This is a genomic window from Geitlerinema sp. PCC 9228 (genome assembly GCF_001870905.1).
Taxonomy (GTDB): Bacteria; Cyanobacteriota; Cyanobacteriia; order Cyanobacteriales; family PCC-9228; genus PCC-9228.
Genome location: NZ_LNDC01000113.1, coordinates 1 through 26440 on the forward strand (window position 1 = coordinate 1; position 26440 = coordinate 26440).

Below are 26440 nucleotides of genomic sequence, written 5' to 3' on the forward strand. Positions count from 1 at the left end.
TTGACGGCGGCTGAAGCCGCACGGGTCGCTTTTCATCCCTGCTTTAAAAAGTCAGGGCTTTCAAGCTCCTGATTCATGCGGTAAGCAGCTTAGTCGAGGGTGAGTTGACGATGTTTCTATTTCTCGGTCACCCAGACGCCATCAAGACGCATCTTGGACAATTAGTACCGAACAATGACTGTGGTGCAGAACGTATTTGCTGACACTCCCTAAAATAATTTCCTGCCAGTTTTGACGGCCGCGACGGCCCATAATAATTAAATCTGCTCCCCAGTCCGTAGCCAACTTGCAAATGGTTGCTCCTGGATCGCCGATTTGGTGCTGGGTTTCCACAGAAATTCCCTCAGCAAGGGCGCGCGCGGCAAATTCCTGCAGCCAGGTAGTCACGTTGTCAATCTCCTGTTGCAGTTGCTGTTGTTCCAAACGTAGAAACGTACGGTTGCTGCTCGGATCCAAGCCAACCCCCGTACCAATAATGGGAGCAAGTTCTGCCGGATGTTCTACCTGCAAGCAGTGCAACAGAAGCAAGGTTGCACTCTCCTGTCGGGTAATATCCAGAGCTTGCTGGAAGACAGCTTCCGCTGGAGCACAACGGTCAAGAGCCACGAGAATTTTCTTCGACTCCATGGTACTTTTCCTAAAACCATCTTTCTAGTATGACATGTAGGTCGTTCGCAAATAGGGCACTGGGGAGGGTGGGAGATGGGAAGATAGAAAGGTACGATCGATAGTGGTTTTCCACGATCCGAGTTGTCTTGAGCTTGTGGTAGAGGACCCCAGTTTTCCATTCCCATTTTTCCCGCCCACCTTGCAAACCTACCCACAGTGAAACCGCGATCGCGAGAAATTTCCAACAAAATGATAAGCTTGATACAGATTAACCGCGAAAAAAACTGATAAATCGCTTCTTAGAGATAATTTTTCTCTCTTGACAACCGGGGGACTGCCCCGGCCATAGTAAATAAAACCCTACTGATAGGGGGAAGCGATAGGTAGGCACCCAGCTTGTAAGAAGTTGGACACTGCCAAGCTTTACTGCGAAGCTTGGTAGGATCGAGCAAAAACTGTCGCGGACGGATTTAAGGAGTAAAGAACTTGAAAAAAGTAGAAGCGATTATTCGACCGTTTAAACTGGACGAAATCAAAATCGCCTTGGTAAACGCGGGCATCGTCGGGATGACCGTTTCCGAAGTACGAGGTTTTGGACGCCAAAAAGGTCAAACCGAACGCTATCGCGGCTCCGAGTATACCGTTGAGTTTCTTCAGAAGCTCAAATTGGAGCTGGTTGTGGAAGACGACCAAGTGGATATGGTGGTTGATAAAATTATCTCTGCCGCTCGTACTGGTGAAATCGGCGACGGCAAAATCTTTGTCTCCTCTGTGGGGCAGGTTGTCCGCATCCGTACCGGCGAAAAAAACTTAGAAGCTCTCTAGTCCAGTAACTTGCTAAGTCGATTTGCCAGTCAATCTGGTTGAATTAGGTACCAACTCCCAGGTTGGTCGCAGTCACGATTGCAGGGACCAATGTTATCAATGTTACCGATGTTCGAACAGCTGCGAAAGCTGGGGCAGTAACTTAGCAAACGCCTGAGAGCGATGGCTCAGGCGTTTTTTCATATCCGGCGGCATTTCGGCAAAGGTCATCCCCGCTTCATTGAAGTAAAAAATGGGGTCGTAGCCAAATCCCTCAGTTCCCCTGGGAGATTGCAGAATTTCTCCCGGGCAAACGCCTTCCACGGAGATGGCGATTTCTCCGTTGGGTTGCGCCACCGCCAAGGCACAAACAAACTTCGCCTGCCGCTGGCTGGTATCTCCCAACTCCCGCAATAACCGCTGAATGCGCTCTTCGTCACTTTTGCCGTAGCGTGCCGAATAAATGCCCGGGGCACCTCCCAAGGCATCCACCATCAAGCCAGAATCATCCGCGATCGCCCATTTTTCGGTAGCCTGAGCAACTTGCGAAGCTTTCAAACAAGCATTTTCCACAAAGGTTTCGCCGGTTTCTTCCACTTCAATTTCCGCAGGCTTTAACGCCAAACGCCAGCCTCCATCGGCAGGGAAATAAGACTGCATTTCCCGCAATTTCCCCGGATTTCCCGTAGCAACCACCAATGATGGTATTGATTTTCGCTCGACCATAAACCTACACCAGATTGCGATTTCTTTTCTATCTAGCGATTGGCTTCGCTAGCCCAATTTTTTGCCCATTCCAGGGTCTGACGCACCTGTTGGATATCCGATGCTTCGCAATACAACCGTAGCACGGGTTCGGTGCCACTAAAGCGTACCAGCAGCCAACTGTAATCTGCCAGTCGGAATTTATAACCATCGGTTTGGGTGCAATCCAAAACAACTTTGCCAGCAATTTCGCTGGGTGGCTGGGTTTGCAACTTTTGCAGGAGTTTTTCCCGCACTTCCATGCTGGCAAGGGGTAAGTCGATGCGGTCGTAGCTGGAAACGAACTGGGTTTTCGTTTGCAATTCCCGATATAGCTGCTGCAGGTCTTGCCCCGATTGCACCATCGCTTCCAACAGATATAACGCCGACAGCAAGGCATCCCGTTCGGGAATGTGGCTGCCGTAGCCAATGCCGCCGGATTCTTCCCCTCCCAGCAAGACTTGGGTTTGGTTCATTCTTTCGGCAATGTATTTGTAGCCGATGGGGGTTTCGCAAATGGGTAGGTGGTAGGCGGAAGCCACTTTGTAAATGAGGTCGGAACCGCTAAAGGTTTTCACCACTTCACCGCTTTTGCCCTGGCGTTGGGTGAGGTGTTCGATCAAAATGGGAATTAAGATTTGGGAGCTGAGGAAGGTTCCTTCCCGGTCAACAGCGGCAATGCGATCGCTATCGCCATCAAATACAAATCCCACCAATTTTTGCTGCGGATCCTGGCGGTGGTAGCGGCGAATGTGGCGGCTGAGCTGCGATAGGTAGCGGGGCAACGGTTCCGGAGCACCACCGTCGAACAAAGGATCGCGGCTGCTATTGATTTCGTTGATGGGCAGATCCAAAATTTTCGCCAAACCACCGGTGGCTGCCCCATGCATGACATCAGCAAATACGGTGATTTCTCCCTGCTGCAAGGCGCGGCGAATGGCGCTCAGGTCGATTTGCGACTGAATGGCACGGCAGTATCCTTCCCAAGGGGAAAAATGACCCAGGCTGCCGGTTTGGGCTGCTGTTTGGGGAGGTTGGCTGAGTTGGTTTTCGATTTGTTGGGTGATTTCCCCGGAAACGGAACCGCCAAAGTTGCCTTTGACTTTCAATCCCAAATATTTCCCTGGGTTGTGGCTGGCGGTTAAAACCATGGCACCGAGGGCTTTTTGTTCGTAGGCTGCCCAGCTAAAGGCTGGGGTGGGGGCATAGGTATCCGCCAGCAAAACGTCGTAACCGGCTTCGGTGATTGCTGTGGCCGCTTTCTGGGCAAAGGTTTCTGCCATGAAACGGCGGTCGTATCCGACGATGACCTTGCGGTTGGTGGCTTGGGAACTGTAGTTGCTTTCCAAAACCCGAGCCGCCGTGGCAGCGACCACGGCAACCCGCTCGTAGGTAAAGTCGTCGGCAATAATGCCTCGCCAACCATCGGTGCCAAAGCGAATTGTTTTTTGAGTCATAATTCCTTCACTTACCAAAAGAGGTCCTCTTTATAAGGTATCGATTTATTAAGAACTTTTCTCGGGATTTAAGTTAAATTTTATCATTGTTATTATAAAGGAAATGATTTTGCAGTGATACAAGAGACGGCTTCTTGGGGAATCCTAAATAGGAAGTCCCTAGTTTCTCTAGATGGAAAACCCAACATTTCGTTGGCGATCGCGGCTAACGTAACTTCTTGGGGGATGGTTGATGCTCGCCATTATTTGCTGGTTTCCAAACAACAAGAACCCCTACTCCCCCCTATGCCATAACGTTCGTTTTGCATCTGTTTGCCATGGCTTGCGTCTTTTAGGAATTTCCCTTTCTCTAAAGGGAATGCTGGACTTTTTTAGAACATTCTGCCGTTCGTATTTTTGATAGCAGCCATTCGTGGTTGCTAAACTTTTCCCAAAAGTAAATGCTGTTTTTTTGGGGTACTTTTCTCCTATAAGAACATCAGCCATAAGTCGAATTTTGGTTTAAGAAAAATTCTCGCTAAAGCAATGATTTTCTGGGATTTTTCAACTTTTCTGGTAGGTTGGCTTCGCGAGCGACCCTACTTGAATAGAAACATTACCTTTCCAGTTATGCTTGACATGTTAAATGTATAACCATTTGGTCTTTTTATAATGTTTCTGGTTTGCATGCATTGGTTGTGGAATTTGATAGACAACAATCTACCAAAGATTTTAGGGACCATTCTGCTGGTTGGAGCTTTCGTTTTATTTAGAAATGATTTTTTGCTGTTACATAGCCTCATTGAATTTCTTACTATTGCCATGGCGATCGCTATTTTCATGGTGGCTTGGAATGCTCGGTATTACATTGGCAATAATTATTTGCTGCTGCTGGGAATTGCCTATTTTTTCGTTGCAATTTTAGATAGCTTTGCCCTCATTTCCCATCCAGACTTAGATATTTTTCATTGTAGCAGCCGCAACGTTACTGCCCAGCTATGGATAGCAGCGCGCTTGATAGAAGCGATTTCTTTATTGCTTGCTTCTCAATTTGTTTGTCGTCCAATTCCAGTAAAAATTTTCTCTTGGGGATATACAGCGATCGCGGGATTGTTGGTTTGGACCATTGCCCTGCCCAACTTATTTCCAGGATGCTATTTCAGCGGTACCAACATCCCTACTACGTTCGCAGCAGCCAGCCAATTGACTCTTATTTTAATGTTAGCCGCAGCCGCTGGGCAATTTTTTCGCCAGCGTCGCTACTTGCATCCCCAAATTAGCAGATATCTGCAGGGGGCCATTTTGCTTACCATCCTATCAGAATCTGCCGCGCTTTTCTTATCCAACAACGAAATGTTAATCGATCGTCCCCTGCACATTGGAGGACATGTTCTGAAGTTTTTTTCTTACTATTTTATTTACAAAGCAATTGTAAAAATTGGCTTGTCCCAACCCTACCATTTGCTTTTTAAAGATTTAAAAAAAAGAGAAGAAGAACTATCGCTTGCCTATCAGCTACAAGAAGAAAGGGTTCAGGAGCGAACCCAACAGCTGCAAAGTTCCAATCAAAACTTAAAACGAGAAATCCAGCGGCGCAAACAACTAGAAGCAGATTTATCCGCCAGCCAGCAACGTTTGGAAAATATTTTAGAATCCCTCGATGATGTAGTTTGGTCGGCGGAGGTAGAAAACAACAGTGTAGAAGGCATTACCATAGGAAAATTGCTCTATATCAGCCATGCGGTGGAGAGGATTTACGGATATACACCAGAAACCTTTCAAAAAAATCCCTGTTTGTGGTTGCAAACCATCCATCCAGAGGACCAAGAATGGGTGCGACAGTATCAAAAAATTTTCTTGGCTCTGGGAAAGAAAGAGCTAGAATATCGAATTATCAAATCCAACGGTCAAGTATGCTGGATTCGCGATCGCAGTTATTTAATTTTTGATGAAGCTGGCAATCCCGTGCGTTTGGATGGCATTGCCACCGATATCACCCCACAAAAACAGGCAGAACTCGATCGCATAGCTTCCTTTAAAGAAGTCGCCGATATTAAATTTGCCCTCGACCGCGCCGCCATTGTGGCTATTTTCGACACCCAGGGCACCATTACCTACGTGAACGACAAATTATGCGAAATTTCCCAATACGAACGTTCTCAACTGCTGGGTAGCAGCTACGAAAAAATCGTCCAACTCGATACGAGTTCCCGGAAAACCTGCCAAGAGATTTTGGCGTGGCTGCATGGGGGGAAAGTTTGGCATGGGGAAATTCAAGGAATCGCCAAAGATGGCAGCTTGTATTGGGTAGATACGACGTTGGTGCCATTTACCAACAGCCGCGGCGAACCCTATCAATATTTAGCCATTCAATACGATATTAGCGATCGCAAGCGCGCCGAACAAGAACTACAGCGAGAAGCCTTTTACGACCGCTTAACGCAACTTGCCAATCGCGTTTCCTTCCAACATCAACTGGAAAAAGCACTCCAGCAAAATTCCGGAAATATCCAAAACCGTTTTGCTGTTTTTTCCTTAGATTTGGACGAATTTAAAGTAATTAATGAAAGTTTGGGGCATAACATCGGCGATCGCTTGCTGGTAGATTTTAGCCAGCGATTGCTTTCCTGTTTGAGCAACAACGATTTGCTGGCACGGTTGGGAGGCGATGAATTTGCTATACTTGCCAAAAGCGCGCGCACCCACGCCGACACACAAAAACTTGCCAATTGCATTCACCAAACCCTCACCGCACCTTTCTACATAGAAGGCTACCAAGTTTTTAGCACCACCAGTATTGGCATTGTCTTTTCCGACCGCTATACCCAAGCCGATGCCATGATTCGTGATGCGGATATTGCCATGCACCAGGCAAAAGAAAACGGCAAAGCCAGCCACGCCATTTTCGATCGAAAAATGCGCGATCGGATTCTCAACCGCATCGAACTGGAAAATAGCCTGCGCCAGGCATTAGACCGAGAAGAGTTCCAGTTATACTACCAACCCATTGTGGCCTTAGATACCGGAAGAATTGCGGGATTTGAAGCTTTGGTACGCTGGCAGCATCCCCAACGCGGTTTGATTTCCCCTAGCGAATTTATTCCCCTGGCAGAACATACGGGGTTAATCGTGCCCTTGGGCATGTGGATTTTGGGAGAAGCTTGCTGGCAGTTGCAAAAGTGGCAAAGTAAATTTCGCCGCCCCTGCGTCGATCCGCAAACCTTTGCCATCAGCGTTAATTTATCTCCCAAGCAATTTTCCCAGCCGCGGCTGTTGGAAAAAATCGACTATATTCTCTACGAAACCGGCTTGCAATCCCACAATTTGAAACTCGAAATCACCGAAAGCGCCCTGATTGAAAATACCACCGCTGCTTTGCACTTGCTCTCAGCCCTAAAACAACGGAATATTCGCCTGAGTATCGACGATTTTGGTACGGGATATTCTTCCTTTAGCTACCTGCACAACTTTCCCCTGGATACCTTAAAAATTGACCGCTCGTTTACCCAGCGTTTGGGCAAAACCAACAACCAACAGGAAATTGTCAAAGCCATTGTCAACCTGGCACACAATTTAAATATGGAAGTCATTGCCGAAGGCGTGGAAACCCGTACCCAGCAAGAGTACTTGCAGCAGCTCAAATGCGAATACGGGCAAGGGTACTATTTTTCTCGACCCTTAAGCGCCCAACAGGCAGAAAAATTGCTGGATTCTTGCCCAGTTTGGTAGGCATGGCAGTGGGAGAATCCAGCTACTGGTACCGACCCTAGCGTTCTTTCATTTCTTTCATCAAACGCGGTTTGGGGGTAGAGGAACGTTCCGGCGATCCTTTTTCCGGTATTTCCACATCGGTGGTATTGGCGCGGTTGCTGTCGTAAGCCATTTGCAACGCTGCCGCTGCGATCGCGTGGATGTCGTATTCTTCGTTAAGCTGTGCCACCATGGGCAAGAAAGAAGCCAAGCGTTCGCCGGTAATGGTATCCCGCAGTTGGTTTTCCAAGCGCTTCAGGCGACAGGCTTCGATTTGAGAACGGTCGGGGAGAGAGCGGATTTTCAGGTTTTGCCGCACGTGGCGTTCGATTTGCCGCAGTTTCCGCCGTTCAAAAGGTTGAATCAACGAAATGGCGGTGCCTTCGCGCCCAGCACGACCGGTACGACCGATGCGGTGGATGTAGCTATCTACGTTATCCGGCAGGTCGAAGTTAATCACGTGGGTCAGCCGTTCCACATCCAATCCCCGCGCGGCGATATCGGTAGCCACCACCCAGCGTACTTGCTGGCTGCGGAAGCGCTTGAGCAGGCGTTCCCGTTGGGATTGGGTGAGATCGCCGTGGAATTCTTCTACACTGTGCCCCAAGCTTTGCAAGCTGCTGGTAAGTTCGGAAGCACCTTTGCGGGTGCGTACGAAAATAATGGCGCTTTCTGGGTCTTCCATTTCCAGAATCGGCTGCAGGGCTTTGGCTTTGCTCCAACCGCGGGGCACCATGTAAACCTGCTGCTGGATGCGTTGGGGGGCTGCTTTGGGCTGTTCGATGCGCACGGTAACCGGCGATTTCATGAATTTCTTCACCAGATTCCAAATGGAAGGTTCGATGGTGGCGGAGAAGAAAGCGGTTTGCCGGTCGGTCGCCGCTTGTTTGAGAATGGTTTCCACGTCGTCGAGAAAACCCATACTCAGCATTTCGTCGGCTTCGTCGAGAACGACCCAATCGACTTTGTCTAGTTTGAGGTTGCCGCGATTGAGCAGGTCAATGACGCGCCCTGGGGTGCCGACAACAATGTGGGTGCCTTTTTCGAGCAGTTGGATTTGCCGGTCGATGGATTGCCCGCCGTAGACGTTGAGGATGCGAATGCGGCGATCGCCACTAAGTTCGCGAAACGATTGGTTGACCTGTTTGGCGAGTTCCCGGGTGGGGGTTAAAATCAGCGCTTGTACTTCCCGGCGCTTGGTATCGATGCGCTCTAGGATGGGCAGGGAAAAGGCAGCGGTTTTGCCGGTTCCCGTTTGCGCTTGCCCCACCACATCGCGACCTTCGAGCAAAGGTGGAATGGCTTGAGCCTGAATTTCAGTGGCTTCAACGAAGCCCAATCGCTCTAACTGATTTAGGCGTTCTGAGGAAAGGTTTAAATCGGCGAAAGTGCGTTCCATGGATTCTCCTACGAAAATAAAATATTGTGCGGTCCTGGGTAATTACAGGTTTTTCAGCCGCCATTCCCAACGGATATTGTGGCCGGTGTGGGGGTCTTGTTGGTTTCCCCGTCGCTTTCCACCACGCGAGCGTATAAATCGTAAATGTCGGCGTGGGTAATTTGTACGGGAACCATACTGCCCAGGCTGACCGGTGCGTTAACCATCACTACCCCATCGACGTCTGGCGCAAACCGCGCCGAACGTCCCACCCGTTGGCCTGTTTGTGGGTTTTCCTGTTCCACCAGCACATCGACAATTTTTCCTACTTCCTGTTGGTTTTTGCGGTAGGAAATGGCTTGCTGTGCCTGCATGAGAATATCTCGGCGCTCGGTGGCCACATCGGCAGGAACTTGGTTGGGTAGGTGGTACGCTGGGGTTTCCGCTTCTGGAGAGAAGGTGAAAGCCCCCAAGTGGTCGAATTCGTGACGTTCGACAAAATCCAGCAAGTGCTGGAAGTGCTCTTCCGTTTCGCCTGGGTAGCCCACAATCAAGGTGGTCCGCAAAACGGCTTCGGGGAGGGCGGTTTTGATACGTTCCACAATTTCGTCGTTGACCCGACCGATCCAAGGACGGTTCATGGCCCGCAAAATATCCGGGTGGGCGTGCTGTAGGGGTAAGTCTAAGTAGGGCAGCACGTTGGGAGTTTCGCGAATGGCGGCGATGACATCGTCGGTTAATCCCGTTGGGTAGGCATAGTGGATGCGGATCCACGGAACGTCCACTTCCCCTAAGGCTCGCAGAAGTTCTGCCAGCTTGGGTTGGCCGTACAGATCGGTGCCGTAGTTGGTGCTAATTTGCGAAATGAGGATGATTTCTTGTACGCCCTCGTCAGCAAGCTGTTGGGCTTCGCGAACGATGGATTCGATGGGTCGCGATCGCTGGTTTCCCCGCAGGTGCGGGATGATACAGAACGAGCAGCGGTAGTTACAGCCTTCGGCAATTCGCAGGTAAGCATACGTTTGCTCGGTGGTGCGATAGCGGGGGACGGTTTCGTCGGCCATGTAGGTGGATTCTGGGGAAATTTCCTCTACGCGATCGCCGCTTTCCACCCGCTGCATTACGTCAACGATTTTTTGATAGTCGCCGGTGCCCACCACAGCCACCGCTTCCGGGATTTCCTGAAGCAGTTCCTGTTGAAAGTGCTGGGCTAGACAGCCGGTGATGACAATCTTTTTATTGGCTTCTGCCAGTTCCACCAGGGTGCGTACGGATTCTTCGCGCGCTGGTTGGATGAAACTGCAGGTGTTGACAATGACATAGTCTGCTCGTTCTTCTTCGCTGTCGATGCCGTAGCCGGCTTCGGCAAGCAAACCGAGCATGTGTTCGGTGTCGATGCGATTTTTTTCACAACCGAGGTGAACGATGGAAACAGTGGGCTTGGTTTTCATGCGATCGTGATAACGTGCTACCTGCGAAGGCTGATACTTGCGGACGGACTTTCCTCCCTATTGAGTGAAAAGAAATGCCGTCCTAGTATACTTTGGAAACGTACGGTGGTGTCTTCAATATTATAGTAACTTTTTAAGTTATATTACAGACTGGCTTGGCTTCTTGGCAACTTTTGTTTGGCTGGTTGCGCTATAATGAAACCGTTGGGAAAGCTCCTATCGCCGGCTAGACAATGGTTCTGGCTTTTTTGATGGGCCCAGGAAGCAGTTAGGGGGATTTCCCAGTTGAAAAGGGGCGATGCGATCGCCTCCCTACAAACGATCGTTTCGCACCACCTACGAGCAATAGACATGGCGTGGGCGTTTCCCCATGGAAAAACGCTCTCTAGAAGGAGCGAGTCGATCGTACGTTTGGTGTGGTTCGTTTTTTAGAGATTGCTACCATAGGAGGAATCATGTCCGATTTAAATCGCGGAATCATGAAATTTCGGGGGGCCGATACCCCAATTGCTGTTACCCTGTCAGCGGTTTTGGTGTTGGGTGCGATCGCGTTTTTGATTGTCTGGGCGCTCAATTCCGCTTACGCGATTTCTTAATTGTTATTTAGAAACGCAACCAACACCTTGCCACCAGCGATCGCCATCCATTTTGGGTGGCGTTTCCATATTCTGACGCATTTGGGCAATTTTTGCCAGGTGGGAGCGTACCAAGCGTGGGAATTTGGGAGATTTAGGAACATACAAGTTATGATTGTCTGCGATGCCACGCCACCTACCTCCGCCCGAACCAACGATCTTGGGACAACCAAAAACCAACCATGACTGTTCCCCTGCTGCTAGCAACCACCGCCATCAAACCCTTACTGGGCGAAGTTTGGATTGATACCACCGTCCTAGCGTGCATGCTGGTGCTATCGGGATTTTTCTCCGGTTCTGAAACCGCCATCACCGCTTTAGACAATCTTAAAATTCGCGCCTTAATGGAAGAAGAAGGCGATCCCGATGGCATGCTGCACTTGTTGCTAGCCAACCGCACTCGGTTTATTACCACCCTGTTAATTTGCAATAATCTGGTGAATAACTTTGCGGCGATTTTGACCAGCAATTTGTTTGCTCTGTGGCTGGGGAATGCCGGTGTGGGGATTGCCACCGGGGTAATTACGCTGCTGTTGCTGATTTTTGGGGAAATTACGCCGAAATCCCTGGCGATTAACAATGTTCTGGCGTATTTTCGGGTGGTGATTCGCCCAATTTATTTAATTTCCAAGTTTCTCTCGTTTTTCTGGATTACCACCTTTCTCGAAGCGATCGCGCAAAGAACCATTCGCATGTTCAAAGGCAGCGTAGAAAGTCAGGGGGAATCCCTCAAAGACCTGCGCCTGATGATTGAAGTGCTCAGCGGCAAGGGGCAGCTAGACCTACAAAAACATCAATTGCTGAACAAGGCGTTGATGCTCGATCGCTTGCGCGCCAAGGATGTGGTCAAACCGCGTATTGAAATGCGTACCCTCCCCCAAGAAACGCCCCTGCAAGAGGTGGTGGATTTTTGTTTGGCAACGGGATACTCGCGCATTCCCATTCAAGAAGAAACCAAAGATAGCATTGTGGGCGTGGTGCATTTGAAACGAGCCTTACAGCGACTGCGCACCACCCAACCCCCAGAACGGGGAAATCCCAGCGTCACGGAAGTCATGGACCCACCCACCTACGTACCGGAAACCAAACGCCTGGCGGATTTGCTCAAAGAAATGCTCCAGCAACGGCTGCACATGGCAATTGTCGTAGACGAATACGGTGGCACTGTGGGGTTGCTAACCTTGGAAGATATTTTGGAAGAACTGGTGGGGGAAATTTACGACGAAAGCGATTTCCCCAGTCGCCCAGCCTGGCGTCAAAACCGTCCCCGCCATACCAATCGCGGTTCCCATCGCAGCAATCCATCTTCCTAATGTCTTTCTGAAAGCGGGTTTCAGCGTTTTGCCCGTTTTGCTAAAAAATTTTTTCCCAAAAAATTAGCCAAAGGGCTTGGTACAAACAGAAGGTTGTGTTACTATAATAAATTGTGGATGAGAGGAACGCGGGTCGATGCCCGAGTCCGGTTAATGGGGGCGGACTGTAAATCCGCTGGCTTATGCCTACGCTGGTTCGAATCCAGCTCGGCCCACTCTCCATCCGCCCGTGTAGCTCAGCGGTAGAGCACACCCTTGGTAAGGGTGAGGTCACGAGTTCAAGTCTCGTCACGGGCTTTTGAGATTTTGCTAGAGATCGGGGAGGGTGCGATCGCTGTCGCTCAACCCTATTCCAGGCCCAGCCAGCATTTGGCAGAGAAAAATAGATCCCAAATCAGCACCGCTAGGACTCTTTGGCTGCTAGCGGTGCATTTTTTTAGGATTTGTTGACAATATCTTGACGCTTAAAGAAATAAAAAAATTCCTCAATCCCTTGTCACAGCAAGCTCCTCTATCCCAACATGAAGCATAAAAATTTGCGTTTTAGCATATTTATCGCCTATCCTGTTTAGATATTCTTAAATTCAGCAGTTCCGTAGGTGAAATAGATACGGAATCCCTTGCTTTTCTGACGGAAAAGCTAAAAAAAATCAAAAAAACTCTGCAAGGGACCGTACGAAGTCTAAATTTACCAGACATTTGCTATGTCCGAAAACAATTTCGATCGGCAAGGGTTGCAAGCAGAAATCCTCAACGACGAAGGGACGGGTCGCTATCCCGGCGATACCAATTTTCAAAAGTGGGGATTTGACCTGCACCCGCAAGTAGCCCCCATTTCTGGGGGACTAGTCATTCTATTTATTGTTCTAACCCTAGCGAACAAGGAAAAAGCCTCCCAAGTATTTGATGCCACGCTCAACGGCATTGCCACCTATGGGGGTTGGTTTTACATTCTCGCTGCCAATATCTTTCTCGGGTTAATCCTTTATTTTGCCTTTAGCAAATTTGGCCGCATTCGCCTAGGTGGACCGGATGCCCAACCGGAATTTTCCACCTTTGCCTGGTTTGCCATGTTGCTGAGTGCTGGGATGGGGATTGGCTTAATGTTTTGGAGCGTGGGCGAACCCATGTTCCACTTTACCAGCCCCCCAACCCTATTCGGTTCGGAAGGCAGTACCGCCAAAGCCGGCGAAACGGCCATGACGGTGACCTTTTTCCATTGGGGATTGCATCCTTGGGGATTGTACGCCCTGGTCGGTTTGGGGCTTGCCTTTTTTGCCTTTAACCGGGGACTCCCCCTAACCATGCGATCGCTGTTTCACCCACTATTGGGAGAAAGAATTTACGAGTGGCCCGGCCACGTCATCGATATTCTAGCTGTAGTTGCCGACTTATTTGGCTTGGCAACTTCCCTCGGATTGGGGGTCAGTCAGGTAGCCGCTGGATTGGGTTTCCTAATTCCGGGCATGCCTTCAGGTACGGTTGCCCAAGTAGTCTTAATTGCCGTCATCACCAGCTTTGCCATTGTATCGGTGATGGTTGGCTTGGATGGGGGCGTCCGCCGGTTGAGCGAGTGGAACCTGTACCTAGCCGGTTTATTCCTAGTATTTGTGGTGATTTTGGGTCCCACCCTGTTCATCATGGACAGCTTCGTGCAAAATCTCGGAAACTATGTTGCTAGTTTTCCCGTACTGAGTTTTTGGACGGAATCCTTTGGCGAAGGTCCGAGCGATGGCTCTTGGCAAAATAGCTGGACGGTCTTTTACTGGGGATGGTGGATTTCCTGGTCGCCCTTTGTAGGGATGTTTATCGCCCGCGTTTCTAAAGGACGAACCATTCGCGAATTTGTCACTGGCGTTTTGATTGTGCCTTCGCTGCTATCTTTCCTATGGTTATCCGCCATGGGAGGATCGGCTTTGCAGTTGCAATTAAGCAATACTGCCGATATTGCTGCTGCCGTACAAGAAAACGTAGCCACAGCGATGTTTGTGATGCTGGAAAACTTCCCGCTGACGGCATTTAGTTCTGTGGTTGCGATTTTACTGGTAACAATTTTCTTCGTCACCTCTTCCGACTCCGGCTCTCTGGTGGTAGATAACTTGACTTCCGGTGGAAAATTAGACTCCCCTGCCCCCCAACGGGTATTTTGGGCAACCATGGAAGGTGTTGTAGCTGCCGTTTTGCTCCTCGGCGGTGGGTTAAATGCCTTGCAAACCGCTGCCATTACCACCGGCTTGCCGTTTGCTGTGGTCTTGCTGGTTATGTGTTTTAGCCTCAATCGCGGTTTAAACACGGAATTAAACGAGCTAGAAATGGCAGAACTGCAAGATATGGAAGCCGAGGAGGAAGAATATTCCCGACAACGAAGGACCGTCGAAGCACGCAACCGTTAGTCACGCCCGTTATCCATGGGTAGATTCTCTAGATAGCTGGAAAGGGCACATGACTCCTGTTGCAGGAGTCATGTAACTCTTTTTTGAGAATTGGTGGCTGCGATTTTTTGAGTCATGCTTTGGAGGGAGAGGTTTATTATGTACCAAACGATTCTCGTACCTTTAGATGGGTCCGAACGTGCTGAGAAAGTGATTCCGTACGTAGAACATTTGGCCCAGTACGAGCAAGCGAAGGTGGTTTTTGCAGAAGCCATCGAACCGGCTACCCGCAGTGCGGTTGTCAATCCGGAACAGGAAGAAGTTACGTTCAAGCCGCAAAATATTAGCAAAGTGAAAGAGTATTTGGAGAGCTGGCGGGATAAATTCCAATCGCAGGGATTTACTGCCGAAATTTTGCTTTTGCGTGGGGTGGCGGTAGATGCCATTTTGCATGCGGCGGATATTGTGAAAGCCGATTTGGTGGCGATGACCAGCCAGGGATATACTGGTTTGTCGAAAATGTTTTACGGGAGCGTTGCTTCTGGGGTGTTTAACCGACTGCAACGTCCGTTGTTGATTGTGCGTTCCGGTTCGGAAATGGCGGAGGTGCACAATCGCAATATTTTGGTGCCTTTGGATGGGTCCAAGCGTTCGGAAAAAGCGATTCCCCATGCCAAGGGGATTGCCCAACTATATGGTGCGCAATTGCTGTTGGTGCGGGTGGTACGAACCAGCCAACAGGCAACAGTTGCGGTGGATGTCAATCAAGATTTCCGCGAACCGCAAGTGTCGGAGCCTTTGTTTAATAAGGTGGGCCGGCACCAAGAAGTCGAACGCTTGCAGAAAGCCAAGGATTACTTGCTGAATTGGAAATCGACGTTACAGGAAAGAGGGTTTAGCGTGGATGTGAGCCTGCTGTACGGTCGTCCGATTGATAGTATTGCCCGCATTGCGAAAAATAAGGATGTGGATTTGATTGCCATGACCAGTCACGGTCAGAGTGGCTTGGAACGGATTTTCTACGGCAGCGTGGCGTCGGGATTGATGCATCGCTTGTCTTGTCCGTTTTTATTGGTGCGGGCAAGCGACCTACAGAGAGAACCGGTGAAAAATTTTGTCTGAAAGATGTGTCTTGGGGATGGTGGGAATTGTTTGCCCCCTCCCCAAGTTATCAAGTTATCGACGATATCCGGCGATCGCCATTAGGGTAACTTCCCAAACCAGGCGCGGTTGTACGTATTTGAGCAAGTAATGGCGGGCTTTTTCCAGATATTGTAAAGAAATTGGGGAAAATTGGGGCGTGGTTCCCAGATGTTGCCAGTAGTAGGAGAGCAGATATTCCGCTAGCCAGGATTGGGTGGGCGCGTCTAACTCGCGGTCAATGGTGCGCGCCAGGTCCAACACTTGCCAGAGAGAACTGGTTTCGCTGGTGAGGAGTTGGGTGGTTTGGGAAAGCAGTTCTGGGGAGATTTGCTGTTTTTGCTGCCAAGCTGCGATCGCGTTTCCCGGACTACCTGCTGCCATAGCCGCGATCGCTCGATCTTCTAAAATATGCCCATACCCCACCGATTGCAAAACCTGTTGCAATTTTTCCAGGTTGAGGCGATAAAAGGGAATTTGGGCGCAGCGGGATACCAAGGTCGGCATCAACGAATTCGGCGGTGCAATTAAAATTAAAGTTGCGTGTTGCGGTTCCTCTAAGGTTTTCAGCAAAGCATTTCCCGCTGCTTCCGCCATGGTTTCTGCATTTTCCACAACCACCACCAAACGGCTGGCTTCTAAGGGGGGATTGCTGACAAATTGGGCAATTTCGCGGATTTGTTCGATGCGAATCTGCGGTGGCGCGCGGCGTTGCCATCCTGCTTGTTGGGCTTGGGCGATGGTATATAATTTGCCTTGGTGTTGGTAGGTGGGTTCGATCCAAAGCAAATCTGGATGGTTGCGCTGTTGTAAGCGGTGGGATAAGGATTTTCTGGCTGGGGAAGACGCCGGTAGATGGCGAGAAAATAAAGTTTCTACAAAGGCTTGGGCAGCGACGCGCCGTCCGATACCATGAATACCAGAAAACCAGTATGCTGGGGCAATGCGATCGCGTTCTATCGCTTGCAACAGTAACTCCTGGGCGGTTTTTTGCCCCACCAGTCGGTCAAACTGTTCGCTGGCAGACGTTGTAGAATGGGTCATTGGCTGCTTAGCTGCTCGGTGATTGCCGCTATCATAGTTACAAAATCTATTGTCCCTCGTTCTTTATGTCCGATTGTGCAAACGTATCCAACCAACATTCTATCGAGACTTCCAGCGACAATAAGCATGTCGATACTCTAGAACCTAGCATTCGTATTCGCGGTGCCAGACAGCACAATCTCAACAATGTTGATTTAACCTTACCGCGGAACCAGTTGATTGTGTTTACCGGGGTTTCTGGTTCCGGCAAATCTTCCCTGGCGTTCGATACCATTTTTGCTGAGGGACAACGCCGCTACATGGAATCTCTCAGTGCCTACGCCCGCCAGTTTTTGGGACAAGTGGAAAAACCCGATGTGGAGGCGATTGAGGGGCTATCGCCGGCAATTTCCATCGACCAAAAATCTACTTCCCACAATCCCCGTTCTACGGTGGGAACGGTGACGGAAATTTACGACTACATGCGGCTGTTGTTCGGACGTGCCGGCAATCCCCACTGCCCGCATTGCGATCGCTCCATTGCCCCACAAACCATTGATGAAATGTGCGATCGCATTAGCGAACTACCGGAGAGGAGCAAATTTCAACTGCTAGCCCCCATGGTGCGTGGCAAAAAGGGCACCCACAAAAAATTGCTCTCCAGTCTGGCGACGCGTGGTTTTGTTCGGGTACGGGTAGATGGCGAAATTCTGGAACTTTCCGACAATATTGAGCTGAACCAAAACCAAGCCCATACCATTGAAATTGTCGTCGATCGCTTGGTGGCCAAACCTGGTATTGAAGAACGAGTCGCCGATTCTCTATCAACTTGCTTGCAAAACGGCGGTGGTACGGCCATTGTGCTGTACCAACTTCCGGAGGAAAATGCTCCCCTCCAGGAGATGATTTTTTCGGAAAACTTTGCCTGCCCCGAACATGGGGCGGTGATGGAGGAACTGTCGCCGCGGGTATTTTCTTTTAACTCTCCCTATGGGGCTTGTACAGATTGCCACGGCTTGGGTAGCTTGCAAACCTTTGCCCCGGAACTGCTGGTGCCCGATCCCAACAAACCAGTGTACTGCGCGATCGCGCCGTGGTCGGAAAAAGACAATACTTACTATCTCTCTTTACTCTATAGCGTCGCCCAAGCCTACGATTTTGACATCACCACCCCCTGGAAACAACTCACCCCCGAACAGCAACATATTATTCTCTACGGGTCGCCAGAGTCCATTTGGATCGAAACCGACTCCCGCTACAGCCAAAAACGGGGATACCATCGCCCCTATCCCGGTGTGGTCCCCATTTTAGAAAGACAATATCGGGAATCGGCATCGGATGCCCAAAAAGAAAAGTTGGAACGATATCTGGTCCACCGTACCTGCGAAACCTGCGGTGGTACCCGGCTGAAGCCCCAAGTTTTAGCGGTTCGCGTCGGCCAGTACAACATTCAAGAACTGACCGGAGTTTCCATTGCCGAATGTCGCGATCGCTTGTCTAACCTCAAACTAACCCCCTTACAAGAAAAAATTGCCGATTTGGTCCTGCGGGAAATTCGCGCCCGCCTGCAATTCTTGTTGGATGTGGGTTTAGATTATTTAACCCTGGATCGGCCCGCCATGACCCTCTCTGGTGGTGAGGCACAGCGCATTCGTTTGGCAACCCAAATCGGTTCTGGACTTACCGGTGTCTTGTATGTATTGGATGAACCCAGCATTGGTCTCCACCAAAGAGACAATAAACGCTTGCTTAACACATTAACCAAGCTACGCGATTTGGGTAATACCCTGATTGTCGTCGAACACGACGAAGAAACCATCCGCAGCGCCGACCATTTGGTGGATATCGGCCCTGGTGCTGGCAAACACGGTGGCGATATTGTGGCTACCGGAACGGTGGCAGACTTGATAGAAGCCTCCAACTCCCTTACCGGAGATTACTTAAGCGGTCGTAAAGCCATCGAAACCCCAGCCGAACGCCGCCCCGGCAACGGAAAAAAATTGCTCATCCAAGACGCCCACCGCAACAACTTGCAACATGTCAACGTGCAGATTCCCCTGGGCAAACTCGTTTGCATTACCGGGGTTTCCGGTTCCGGTAAATCCACCTTAATTAACGAACTGCTGTATTCGGCTTTGCAACACCACCTCACCAAACGGGTCCCCTTTCCCGAACAGTTGGGTTCCCTCAACGCTGGCAATCACATGCTATCCGATGCTGTGGACAAAGCGATCGCGATCGACCAATCCCCCATCGGTCGTACCCCCCGTTCCAACCCCGCCACCTACACCGGCACATTTGACGTAATCCGCAATATCTTCGCCGAAACCGTAGAAGCCAAAGCCAGAGGTTACAAACCCGGACGGTTTTCCTTCAACGTCAAAGGAGGTCGCTGCGAAGCTTGCGGCGGTCAGGGAGTTAACGTCATTTCCATGAACTTCCTGCCAGATGTCTACGTGCAGTGCGAAGTTTGCAAAGGGGCGCGTTACAATCGAGAAACCCTGCAAGTTACCTACAAAGGCTATTCCATCTCCGAGGTATTGGATATGACCGTGGAAGAGGCCCTGAACCTTTTCCAAAACATCCCCAAAGCTGCCACCCGCCTGCAAACTCTGGTAGATGTAGGTTTGGGCTACATTCAATTGGGTCAACCTGCCCCCACCCTCTCCGGCGGCGAAGCCCAACGGGTGAAACTTGCCAACGAACTCTCCCGCCGGGCAACCGGCAAAACCCTGTATTTAATCGACGAACCCACCACGGGACTCTCTTTTTACGATATTCACCACTTGCTGAACATTTTGCAGCGTCTGGTGGACAAAGGAAACTCCATTTTGGTCATCGAACACAATTTAGACGTATTGCGTTGTGCCGATTGGATTATCGATTTGGGTCCGGAAGGGGGCAACCGCGGCGGCGAAGTGGTGGCTGCGGGAACGCCGGAAACCGTTGCCAAAAATCCCAAATCCTACACCGGGCAATATTTAAAACAAGTGTTGGCCCAACATCCCCCTACTAAAAAATAACCCTTCTGCACTGTGGATGGTAGCGGAAACGATGCAGCAAAAAATAAATGGCGTGCGGCCAGCCACTGCTTTTAAAATACTTAATTATAGAAACAGTATGGGAAGGCTAAAACCCCTCTGCTTTAACCAAGGGGAGCAGTCAAGGCCAGCCAATCCAGTCTGTCGGACTGTTTGTTGCTATTTTGTACTGCGATCGAACGTACATCGAGAGAGGAAGATTATGAATGCACTGCTGAAGTCTACAACCCGTCACGTGCGTATTTTTACGGCGGAAATCATGGACAATGAGTTCGTTCCCAACGATAGTTTGCTGACGTTGGATGTGGACCCGGATAACGAACTAAACTGGAACGACGAAGCGTTGCAGAAGGTCTATCGCAAGTTCGACGAATTGGTGGATAATTACGCTGGAGAAGAGCTAACGGAGTACAATCTCCGTCGCATTGGGTCGGATTTGGAACATTATATCCGTGCGCTACTGCATGACGGCGAGGTTACCTACAACCTCAAAAGCCGCGTCCGCAATTTCAGTTTGGGGTTACCTCGGGTGGAATCCCAGGAATCTTAAATCCCATTTTTCACCAAGAAGGCTGGTTTTGGATTTTCCCAATTTCCTGATAGGGGCGTTTTGCGAAGCGTCCCTATTTATTTTCCATGAGTCCTCTGTTTTGGGAAAATTTGATAAAGTTACGCTTGCGTTTGTAGGTGATTTGAAGTTGGTTGAGATCCTCGGTAAATTCTTTTTCTCGATTTAATCTGGTCATTATTTCTTCGATCTTAAAAAGCAATGTAATGGCTTGATTGTAGGCCTCATTATGGGTTTGCTTGATTAGGGGCTCAATTCTGGGGAGATAGACTGATAAAGCATCTTCGGGAGCATCTTTTTCTTTTTTGGCAGCTAGTTCCATCCAAAGATGGCTGTCGCAGCCGTCTTTTTGTGCTTGTTGCCATGCCCGTTCAATTTCTCCTTCTTGTAAGTAAATTTGCACCAGTAAAGAAGATTTGTTCTGAATTTCATAGGGGGGAGATTTGGGATTTGTTTGCAATTGCGCGATCGCCTTTTCGATGTAGGCAATGGCTTGTTGCTGCCAATATTCCCAATTGCCCGCTTTGCAAGCTTTTTCTTTTAAAGTTTGATAAAGTTGAAGGCTTGGAGAATGGGAAAAATGTTTCCAAGCAATAGCTAGAACCTCGTCGAACTGCCCCTTTTCTTGGTAAAGTTTCATCAAATGGGACTCAAAGCTACGGATTTGAAAATCTTTTTGAGAATCTGGCCAATTCTGACAGTCATGCAAACCCCTTTGTATCCATTCAATGGCTTGATCCAGCTGCTTGTTTTGTTGGTAAAGTTCGGCAATCCTTACATAGTCGTGGGATAATGACAAATCTTGGGCAATAGTTTCTACCAAATCTTCCCATGTCCCCGTAACCTCGACCAAAGTTTCTTTCATTTGAGTTAGGTTTCGCCGTCGGAGCGAATCATTGATTGTTTGCTTCTCAGTGGGAGGCAGTTTTTCCAATTCCGCGTCCACCAACTGCCGATACTTTTCCAAACCTTCTTTACCCAAAATCTCGGCGTACTGTCTTATAGCGTTATAAAAAGTCTCATAATCTGCCTCTAATTCTAAATAGAACAACTGTTGGGCTAATTCATGAGGATGGGGAGGAGCAAGCGTACACCCGCGATAATGAAATTCTTCTACTTGTTCTATAATCGAACCTAGCTCCCCTTCTAGATCGTAAATAAGGTCGATCGCCTTTTCTAGAAGGGGAACGATTTCCTGAGTTAATTGGATCGTATCTCTGGCATATCCAGCTGCCAGCAGATCTTCAAAGTAGGAAATTTGAAAACGTATATTTTCTCAATAATCAGTGACTTCCGTATATTCCGTACAAGCATTTAGCTCGATTGCATGTTTCAAAGACTGGCGTAGGAAATGAATATCGATCCCATTTTCTTTTTGTAAAGCCGCTTTCATTACCAACTGCTGCCGCCAGCGATCGTCCTCCATTGCCTTATCCATAATCAGTCGTACCAGGGTTTCCCGGTCTTGCTGGCTGAGGTACTCTGCTACTTCCTCTTGACCAAGCTTGGAACTGGGGACTATCTTGAACTAGATTCATCCTTAACGACAATATGGTTGAAAAAAGATAGCATATAAAATAACCGTGCCTGCCTTGGTGCCGCTTAGGTGGGCGAGAGGTTCGACACGGTTGTATAGCTAGCGATCGCTGGCGAGGAAAAAGATGCTACGCCATTGTTGTTGCTTTTTTATGCGCCACCCAATACTTACTCATGAAGTAGCTATAGGTAGAAACACTGGTAAAACCTGCCTTTTGCAGTTTCGCCGGGAGATCGTCTTGGATGTAATCCCGATAGTAGGGTTCGTGAAATAGGGTTTGGAAGTTTTCCAGAGCTGGCTTCAAATCCGGATCGTCTTCCACCTGAATGGAATCACAAATCGCCACCACACCCCCCGGCTGTAGAACCCGGAACATTTCGTTGAGAACGTTCTGGCGTACTGGAGAAGGCAACTCGTGAAATAAAAACACGCAAGTCACAGCGTGGAAGAAAGCATCGCGATAGGGCAAAGCCTCGGCATTGCCTTGTAGCAGTTGCGGTAGTTCCCCTGGTTGTGCGCAGAGCAATTGGTTGGCTTTGCGTAAATAAGTTGGGGATAGGTCTACCCCAAACAACGAAGCTTCCGGAAAAGTCGAGCGCAATCCTTTCAGGGTACGACCCGTACCGCAAGCCACATCCAAAATGCGCAAATCCCGAGGCGTTTCCAAATGAGCAGCAAGGGAAGCTGTTTTCTGTTTGAGGGGGGCCAAAATCCGCCGGCGCATGGTATCCCCCAACCCATTAAACAAAATTTCTACCTGCAAATCGTACAACTCCGCCGAGCGATCGCTGAGATAGCCATCAATTTGATAGTGAAAGTTCTGCAAGTAATAGTTGGGATAGCCGCGGGTATCGATCTGCGAAGAAAACTCCCGATAGCTGCGGCGGTTGGCCTTTTCCCACACCTGGGGAAGTTCCCAGCAAAGCAAGGGATAATCCCACCAGAACGTATCGGTTGCCCCCTCAAACAACAAATCGGTACTGTATACCCCTGCTTCGGCATCTTGCCAATCTCGCTCTAGAATCTCATCGACCCGTTTTTGGAACTTCTGCAGTGCTTGCGGAGAAAGCGATTGTGTTTGCTGTTCTACCCGCGGTGCTATCCACTCCCGAATTTGACCGCTGACCATCTTATGGGCGATCGCGAAATAGTTTTTCCCTTGTTGGACCGTTTGAAAAGCCAGTTTGGTTAGCGAATCCGTCATATTACCAACACTGAAATGTTAAAGATAGTAACTTTATGAAAATAATTGTAACAAAAAAATTTGTCCAGAAAAAAAACCACCCACAAAAGGGTGGCTACGAACGACGAAAACCGATATATATGTCAACAACCACCAAAATCTAGGAACAGTGTTCCTGTAGTTGCCCCGATCTCCCCTACAAAAGCAAGGAAATTGGGAACCTCCAACGAGAGATTGCCCCTACAGAAAATTGTGGTCTTAAGCGTCGTAATACAGAGAAAACTCATAAGGATGGGGACGCAAACGCAAGGGGTTCACCTCATTATCCAGCTTGTACTCGATCCAAGCATTGATGAAATCTTCCGTGAACACGCCGCCAGCAGTCAAGAACTCGTGGTCCTCTTCCAACGCCTTCAACGCTTCTAACAAGGAACCAGGAGTGGAAGCAATCTTCGCCAGCTCTTCCGGAGAGAGGTCGTAAATATCCACATCCAATCCCTCGCCAGGGTCAATTTGATTTTTAATCCCATCAATCCCAGCACACAGCATCGCCGAGAAAGCCAAATAGGGATTGCAAGTGGCATCGGGGCAGCGAAACTCCAGCCGCTTGGCTTTGGGGTTGGGTCCAGTGACCGGAATCCGGATGGAAGCCGAACGGTTGCCCTGGGAATAAGCCAAGTTCACCGGTGCTTCAAATCCTGGAACCAGACGCTTGTAGGAGTTGGTGGTGGGGTTGGAGAACGCCAGTACTGCCGGAGCATGTTTGAGCAAACCGCCAATGTAGTACAGCGCCGTTTTGCTCAAATTGGCATAGCCATCGCCCCAGAAAAGGGGTTCGTCGTTTTTCCAAACAGATTGGTGCACGTGCATACCGCTGCCATTGTCGTTAAAGACCGGCTTCGGCATAAACGTGGCCGTTTTGCCATACTGTTTGGCCACGTTTTTGACCACGTACTTGTAAATCATGACATTGTCAGCTGCCTTGATAATTGGCGCAAAGCGGGTTCCTAACTCGCTCTGACCAGACGTTGCCACCTCGTGGTGGTGTTTTTCCACAGGAACGCCGCAATTGGCCATGGTCAGCAGCATTTCCGTACGCAAATCTTGCAGGGTATCCGTTGGCGAAACCGGGAAATATCCCTCCTTATAACGGGGTTTGTACCCCAAGTTCCCGCCTTCCTCCTGACGACCGGAATTCCAACGTCCTTCGATGCTGTCTACGTAGTAAAAACCGTGGCTTTCCGTTTGCTCGAAGCGAATATCGTCGAAAACGAAAAATTCTGGTTCCGGGCCGAAAAAGGCCAAGTCGCCAATGCCAGTATTTTTCAAATAGTCAACGGCTTTTTGAGCAACGGTGCGCGGACACCGGTCGTACCACTCCCCAGTTCTCGGTTCTTTAATGCTGCAAATCATGCTGAGGGTGGGTTCGCGCAAGAAGGGATCGATCCAAGCGGTGGTGGGATCGGGAACCATGCACATATCCGACTCGTTGATGGTTTTCCAACCCCGAATGCTGGACCCATCGAACGGGACGCCATAGGTGAAGCTCTCTTCTTCTAACTGGCTGCTGTGGATGGTCAAGTGCTGCCACATGCCAGGCATATCAATGAACTTGAGGTCGATGACCTGAATGTTTTGTTCGTTGATTAAATTTAAGACTTCCTGTGCGGTTTCGGGCATAAAAGGCTCCTTTTTTTCTATGTCAGCGATACAGAATGGGTTTTATCAAGCCCTTTGGCAAGCTCGGGGTAACCCAGAAAACGCCCTTGTAGAACCAAGTTTCAGCTCCCCTACCTAGCGACCCTTAGCCAACAAAAAATGCCAAGATACACAACGCTGCTTTTGAGTTGCGAGTTCGGTTGACCTGCGATCGTCAAAGGACAACTATTTATCGAGTCACGACTCATCCTAGGGAGAGCAGGCCCGAAGAATTGTATTTTTTTATACAAAATTTAGGTTTTGTCCGCTCTTTGGTTGCTGCAGATGCCGGCAGGAGGTAGCAGACCGTTCTCAAACCGCTTCCGGAGATTGGTCCTCTACGGTAGCTGGCGAAAGCCTGTTTCCGCGAGACGAATCATTAAAGGAAGAATCCGGGTCAGCGATGAGGGCGGAGTGTCAAGACGCAATTTGCGGTAAACTGTCAGAATCAATGGTTGCAGCGGTGTAGCAGATCGAGCTCTCGAGAACGCTCAAGCCGCGATCGCTGCTTCTGTGGGTCGCAGGGACAAGCCAAACCAATACCAACCCATTGGGTCTTTAAACAGAAGGTATCCAAACGTGTACCCTGCCAATGTTAAAAAGAAACTGTAAAAAATTGAAATTAGATTGTTTTAGGAGCGTATTTTTATGCGGGATGCAGTTACCACTCTCATCCAAAGTTACGACCTAGTCGGACGCTACCTGGATAGCGATGCCATCTCCCGACTGCAAGCCTACTACCAAAGTGGTACGGCACGCATTCAAGCCGCGGCTATTCTCACGGGCAATGCTTCCGATTTGGTCAAGCAAGCCGGTTCTCAACTGTTCTCGGAACTGCCAGAACTGATTCGACCGGGAGGCAATGCCTACACCACCCGACGCTATGCCGCCTGTTTGCGGGATATGGACTACTATCTGCGTTACGCTACCTACGCGCTGGTGGCTGGCGATCCGAGCGTACTCGACGAACGAGTATTGCAAGGACTGCGGGAAACCTACAATTCGCTGGGCGTTCCCATTGCACCCACTGTCCGCGGCATCGAAATCTTAAAACAGCTAAGCAAAGAAAAAGTAGCGGCAGCGGGCATTGAAGATACTAGCTTGGTGGATATGCCTTTCGATCGCATGAATCGGGAGCTTTCCGAAAAAGACGTATAAGTTAAGTCAAGGCAATGGCGCTGTTGCTCCCATATCTATAAAAAAACCGCTTCCCAACGGCCACGTGGTCAGGGAAGCGGTTCTCTTGTATGGATCTGGCTAGTTCGTTGCGGCGGTTGCCTTAGTAGTCGAAGTCGCCACCGCCAGCACCGGCACCAGCTTGTTTGTCTTTTTCGGGCTTGTCAACCACAATGCACTCGGTGGTCAAGACCATACCAGCGATGGAAGCAGCATTTTGCAGTGCCGAACGGGTGACTTTGGCTGGGTCTACCACACCGGCTTCAAACATATCCTCAAAGGTATCAGTAGCGGCGTTGTACCCGACGTTGAATTCTTTCTCTTTCAACCGCTCGGCAATCACCGACCCGTTTTGACCGGCGTTTTCCGCAATGCGTTTGAGCGGTGCGTACGTACAGGGCACGAGCCAGGATGGTAGCACCGGTCAGCTCTTCCCCATCGAGGTTTTCTTTGGCCCAGGTTTCCATATCGGGTGCTAAGTGGGCCAGAGTGGTACCGCCGCCGGGAACAATGCCTTCTTCTACGGCTGCTTTGGTGGCGTTGATGGCGTCTTCCAGGCGCAGCTTGCGGTCTTTCATTTCG

The 26440-nt window shown here is 49.5% G+C and carries 21 protein-coding genes, 2 tRNA genes and 1 pseudogene; 11 read left to right on the forward strand and 13 right to left on the reverse strand.

The genetic code is table 11. The features are described 5' to 3' along the window. Positions 1 to 141 precede the first annotated feature (141 nt). Positions 142 to 627: a universal stress protein gene (locus tag AS151_RS12515; protein ID WP_071517403.1), complete on the reverse strand. Its 486-nt coding sequence runs from the start codon at positions 625 to 627 to the stop codon at positions 142 to 144. Between the two features lie 468 nt (positions 628 to 1095). Between AS151_RS12515 and AS151_RS12520 the strand changes: the two genes are divergently transcribed. After that, on the forward strand, positions 1096 to 1434 hold the full coding sequence (locus AS151_RS12520) for a P-II family nitrogen regulator (protein WP_071517404.1): 339 nt from the start codon (positions 1096 to 1098) through the stop codon (positions 1432 to 1434). A 102-nt stretch (positions 1435 to 1536) separates the two neighbouring features. Here the strand turns inward: AS151_RS12520 and rdgB are convergent, their stop codons facing one another. The 3 genes from rdgB to AS151_RS21570 all read right to left on the reverse strand — a co-directional run bounded on the left by rdgB (position 1537) and on the right by AS151_RS21570 (position 4100). After that, the gene (gene rdgB, locus AS151_RS12525) at positions 1537 to 2139 is read right to left on the reverse strand and encodes an RdgB/HAM1 family non-canonical purine NTP pyrophosphatase (RefSeq protein ID WP_071517405.1); all 603 of its coding nucleotides are present in this window, start codon (positions 2137 to 2139) and stop codon (positions 1537 to 1539) included. A 32-nt stretch (positions 2140 to 2171) separates the two neighbouring features. After that, the gene (locus AS151_RS12530; RefSeq protein WP_071517406.1) at positions 2172 to 3614 is read right to left on the reverse strand and encodes a phosphoglucomutase/phosphomannomutase family protein; all 1443 of its coding nucleotides are present in this window, start codon (positions 3612 to 3614) and stop codon (positions 2172 to 2174) included. A 273-nt stretch (positions 3615 to 3887) separates the two neighbouring features. After that, entirely contained in the window at positions 3888 to 4100 is a 213-nt protein-coding gene (locus AS151_RS21570) for a hypothetical protein (RefSeq protein WP_139240640.1), read from the reverse strand. A 276-nt stretch (positions 4101 to 4376) separates the two neighbouring features. On the opposite strand from AS151_RS21570, the gene AS151_RS12540 reads away from it, so the two are divergent. Beyond that, complete coding sequence (locus AS151_RS12540; RefSeq protein WP_170861387.1) at positions 4377 to 7322, forward strand: EAL domain-containing protein; 2946 nt, start codon at positions 4377 to 4379, stop codon at positions 7320 to 7322. 37 nt (positions 7323 to 7359) lie between these two features. Here AS151_RS12540 and AS151_RS12545 read toward each other — a convergent pair whose 3' ends face one another. Both AS151_RS12545 and rimO read right to left on the reverse strand, forming a co-directional pair. Continuing rightward, complete coding sequence (locus tag AS151_RS12545; RefSeq protein ID WP_071517408.1) at positions 7360 to 8742, reverse strand: DEAD/DEAH box helicase; 1383 nt, start codon at positions 8740 to 8742, stop codon at positions 7360 to 7362. A gap of 53 nt (positions 8743 to 8795) precedes the next feature. Beyond that, positions 8796 to 10172, reverse strand: coding sequence for a 30S ribosomal protein S12 methylthiotransferase RimO (gene rimO / locus AS151_RS12550; protein ID WP_071517409.1), 1377 nt, complete (start codon positions 10170 to 10172; stop codon positions 8796 to 8798). A gap of 455 nt (positions 10173 to 10627) precedes the next feature. Here rimO and AS151_RS22140 point away from each other — a divergent pair, with 455 nt between their 5' ends. Then, the gene (locus tag AS151_RS22140) at positions 10628 to 10768 is read left to right on the forward strand and encodes a hypothetical protein (RefSeq protein ID WP_170861388.1); all 141 of its coding nucleotides are present in this window, start codon (positions 10628 to 10630) and stop codon (positions 10766 to 10768) included. Between the two features lie 3 nt (positions 10769 to 10771). Here AS151_RS22140 and AS151_RS22145 read toward each other — a convergent pair whose 3' ends face one another. Further along, the gene (locus AS151_RS22145) at positions 10772 to 10915 is read right to left on the reverse strand and encodes a hypothetical protein (protein WP_170861389.1); all 144 of its coding nucleotides are present in this window, start codon (positions 10913 to 10915) and stop codon (positions 10772 to 10774) included. A 74-nt stretch (positions 10916 to 10989) separates the two neighbouring features. On the opposite strand from AS151_RS22145, the gene AS151_RS12565 reads away from it, so the two are divergent. The 5 genes from AS151_RS12565 (at position 10990) to AS151_RS12585 (ending at position 15614) form a co-directional block, all read left to right on the forward strand. Next, complete coding sequence (locus tag AS151_RS12565; protein WP_071517412.1) at positions 10990 to 12120, forward strand: hemolysin family protein; 1131 nt, start codon at positions 10990 to 10992, stop codon at positions 12118 to 12120. Between the two features lie 130 nt (positions 12121 to 12250). Further along, positions 12251 to 12335, forward strand: a tRNA-Tyr gene (locus AS151_RS12570). Positions 12336 to 12345: 10 nt separating this feature from the next. Beyond that, positions 12346 to 12417, forward strand: a tRNA-Thr gene (locus tag AS151_RS12575). A 407-nt stretch (positions 12418 to 12824) separates the two neighbouring features. Next, entirely contained in the window at positions 12825 to 14513 is a 1689-nt protein-coding gene (locus AS151_RS12580) for a BCCT family transporter (RefSeq protein WP_084639558.1), read from the forward strand. Between the two features lie 138 nt (positions 14514 to 14651). Beyond that, positions 14652 to 15614: a universal stress protein gene (locus tag AS151_RS12585; protein ID WP_071517413.1), complete on the forward strand. Its 963-nt coding sequence runs from the start codon at positions 14652 to 14654 to the stop codon at positions 15612 to 15614. 54 nt (positions 15615 to 15668) lie between these two features. Here AS151_RS12585 and AS151_RS12590 read toward each other — a convergent pair whose 3' ends face one another. Then, positions 15669 to 16676 (reverse strand): hypothetical protein, encoded by a 1008-nt coding sequence (locus AS151_RS12590; protein ID WP_071517414.1) that lies wholly within the window; start codon positions 16674 to 16676, stop codon positions 15669 to 15671. 65 nt (positions 16677 to 16741) lie between these two features. On the opposite strand from AS151_RS12590, the gene uvrA reads away from it, so the two are divergent. Beyond that, positions 16742 to 19678 carry an excinuclease ABC subunit UvrA gene (gene uvrA, locus AS151_RS12595; RefSeq protein ID WP_071517415.1) on the forward strand — a complete coding sequence of 979 codons (2937 nt, stop codon included), beginning with the start codon at positions 16742 to 16744 and terminating at the stop codon, positions 19676 to 19678. 220 nt (positions 19679 to 19898) lie between these two features. Continuing rightward, entirely contained in the window at positions 19899 to 20246 is a 348-nt protein-coding gene (locus AS151_RS12600) for an NAD(P)H-quinone oxidoreductase subunit M (protein ID WP_071517416.1), read from the forward strand. Between the two features lie 73 nt (positions 20247 to 20319). Here AS151_RS12600 and AS151_RS12605 read toward each other — a convergent pair whose 3' ends face one another. The 4 genes from AS151_RS12605 to glnA all read right to left on the reverse strand — a co-directional run bounded on the left by AS151_RS12605 (position 20320) and on the right by glnA (position 24664). Beyond that, positions 20320 to 21534, reverse strand: a complete 1215-nt coding sequence (locus tag AS151_RS12605; RefSeq protein ID WP_343327432.1) for a DUF6880 family protein — start codon at positions 21532 to 21534, stop codon at positions 20320 to 20322. Between the two features lie 6 nt (positions 21535 to 21540). Continuing rightward, positions 21541 to 21702 carry a hypothetical protein gene (locus AS151_RS22150; protein ID WP_170861390.1) on the reverse strand — a complete coding sequence of 54 codons (162 nt, stop codon included), beginning with the start codon at positions 21700 to 21702 and terminating at the stop codon, positions 21541 to 21543. Between the two features lie 226 nt (positions 21703 to 21928). After that, positions 21929 to 23005, reverse strand: a complete 1077-nt coding sequence (locus AS151_RS12610) for a class I SAM-dependent methyltransferase (protein ID WP_071517418.1) — start codon at positions 23003 to 23005, stop codon at positions 21929 to 21931. Between the two features lie 237 nt (positions 23006 to 23242). Then, a complete protein-coding gene (gene glnA / locus AS151_RS12615) occupies positions 23243 to 24664 on the reverse strand; it encodes a type I glutamate--ammonia ligase (protein WP_071517419.1) in 1422 nt (473 codons plus the stop codon). 666 nt (positions 24665 to 25330) lie between these two features. Between glnA and apcB the strand changes: the two genes are divergently transcribed. Further along, positions 25331 to 25840 (forward strand): allophycocyanin subunit beta, encoded by a 510-nt coding sequence (gene apcB, locus AS151_RS12620; protein WP_071517420.1) that lies wholly within the window; start codon positions 25331 to 25333, stop codon positions 25838 to 25840. A 121-nt stretch (positions 25841 to 25961) separates the two neighbouring features. On the opposite strand, the pseudogene AS151_RS20800 reads toward apcB, so the two are convergent. After that, positions 25962 to 26440, reverse strand: a pseudogene (locus AS151_RS20800) (TCP-1/cpn60 chaperonin family protein); the annotation flags it as partial.

Bases quoted from the DNA above. Each gene is read 5' to 3' on its own strand.
- AS151_RS12515 (WP_071517403.1), bottom strand. From the start codon at position 627: ATGGAGTCGAAGAAAATTCTCGTGGCTCTTGACCGTTGTGCTCCAGCG.
- rdgB (WP_071517405.1), bottom strand. From the start codon at position 2,139: ATGGTCGAGCGAAAATCAATACCATCATTGGTGGTTGCTACGGGAAAT.
- AS151_RS12530 (WP_071517406.1), bottom strand. From the start codon at position 3,614: ATGACTCAAAAAACAATTCGCTTTGGCACCGATGGTTGGCGAGGCATT.
- AS151_RS21570 (WP_139240640.1), bottom strand. From the start codon at position 4,100: ATGGCTGATGTTCTTATAGGAGAAAAGTACCCCAAAAAAACAGCATTT.
- AS151_RS12545 (WP_071517408.1), bottom strand. From the start codon at position 8,742: ATGGAACGCACTTTCGCCGATTTAAACCTTTCCTCAGAACGCCTAAAT.
- rimO (WP_071517409.1), bottom strand. From the start codon at position 10,172: ATGAAAACCAAGCCCACTGTTTCCATCGTTCACCTCGGTTGTGAAAAA.
- AS151_RS22140 (WP_170861388.1), top strand. From the start codon at position 10,628: ATGTCCGATTTAAATCGCGGAATCATGAAATTTCGGGGGGCCGATACC.
- AS151_RS12565 (WP_071517412.1), top strand. From the start codon at position 10,990: ATGACTGTTCCCCTGCTGCTAGCAACCACCGCCATCAAACCCTTACTG.
- AS151_RS12580 (WP_084639558.1), top strand. From the start codon at position 12,825: ATGTCCGAAAACAATTTCGATCGGCAAGGGTTGCAAGCAGAAATCCTC.
- AS151_RS12585 (WP_071517413.1), top strand. From the start codon at position 14,652: ATGTACCAAACGATTCTCGTACCTTTAGATGGGTCCGAACGTGCTGAG.
- AS151_RS12590 (WP_071517414.1), bottom strand. From the start codon at position 16,676: ATGACCCATTCTACAACGTCTGCCAGCGAACAGTTTGACCGACTGGTG.
- uvrA (WP_071517415.1), top strand. From the start codon at position 16,742: ATGTCCGATTGTGCAAACGTATCCAACCAACATTCTATCGAGACTTCC.
- AS151_RS12600 (WP_071517416.1), top strand. From the start codon at position 19,899: ATGAATGCACTGCTGAAGTCTACAACCCGTCACGTGCGTATTTTTACG.
- AS151_RS22150 (WP_170861390.1), bottom strand. From the start codon at position 21,702: ATGGATAAGGCAATGGAGGACGATCGCTGGCGGCAGCAGTTGGTAATG.
- AS151_RS12610 (WP_071517418.1), bottom strand. From the start codon at position 23,005: ATGACGGATTCGCTAACCAAACTGGCTTTTCAAACGGTCCAACAAGGG.
- glnA (WP_071517419.1), bottom strand. From the start codon at position 24,664: ATGCCCGAAACCGCACAGGAAGTCTTAAATTTAATCAACGAACAAAAC.
- apcB (WP_071517420.1), top strand. From the start codon at position 25,331: ATGCGGGATGCAGTTACCACTCTCATCCAAAGTTACGACCTAGTCGGA.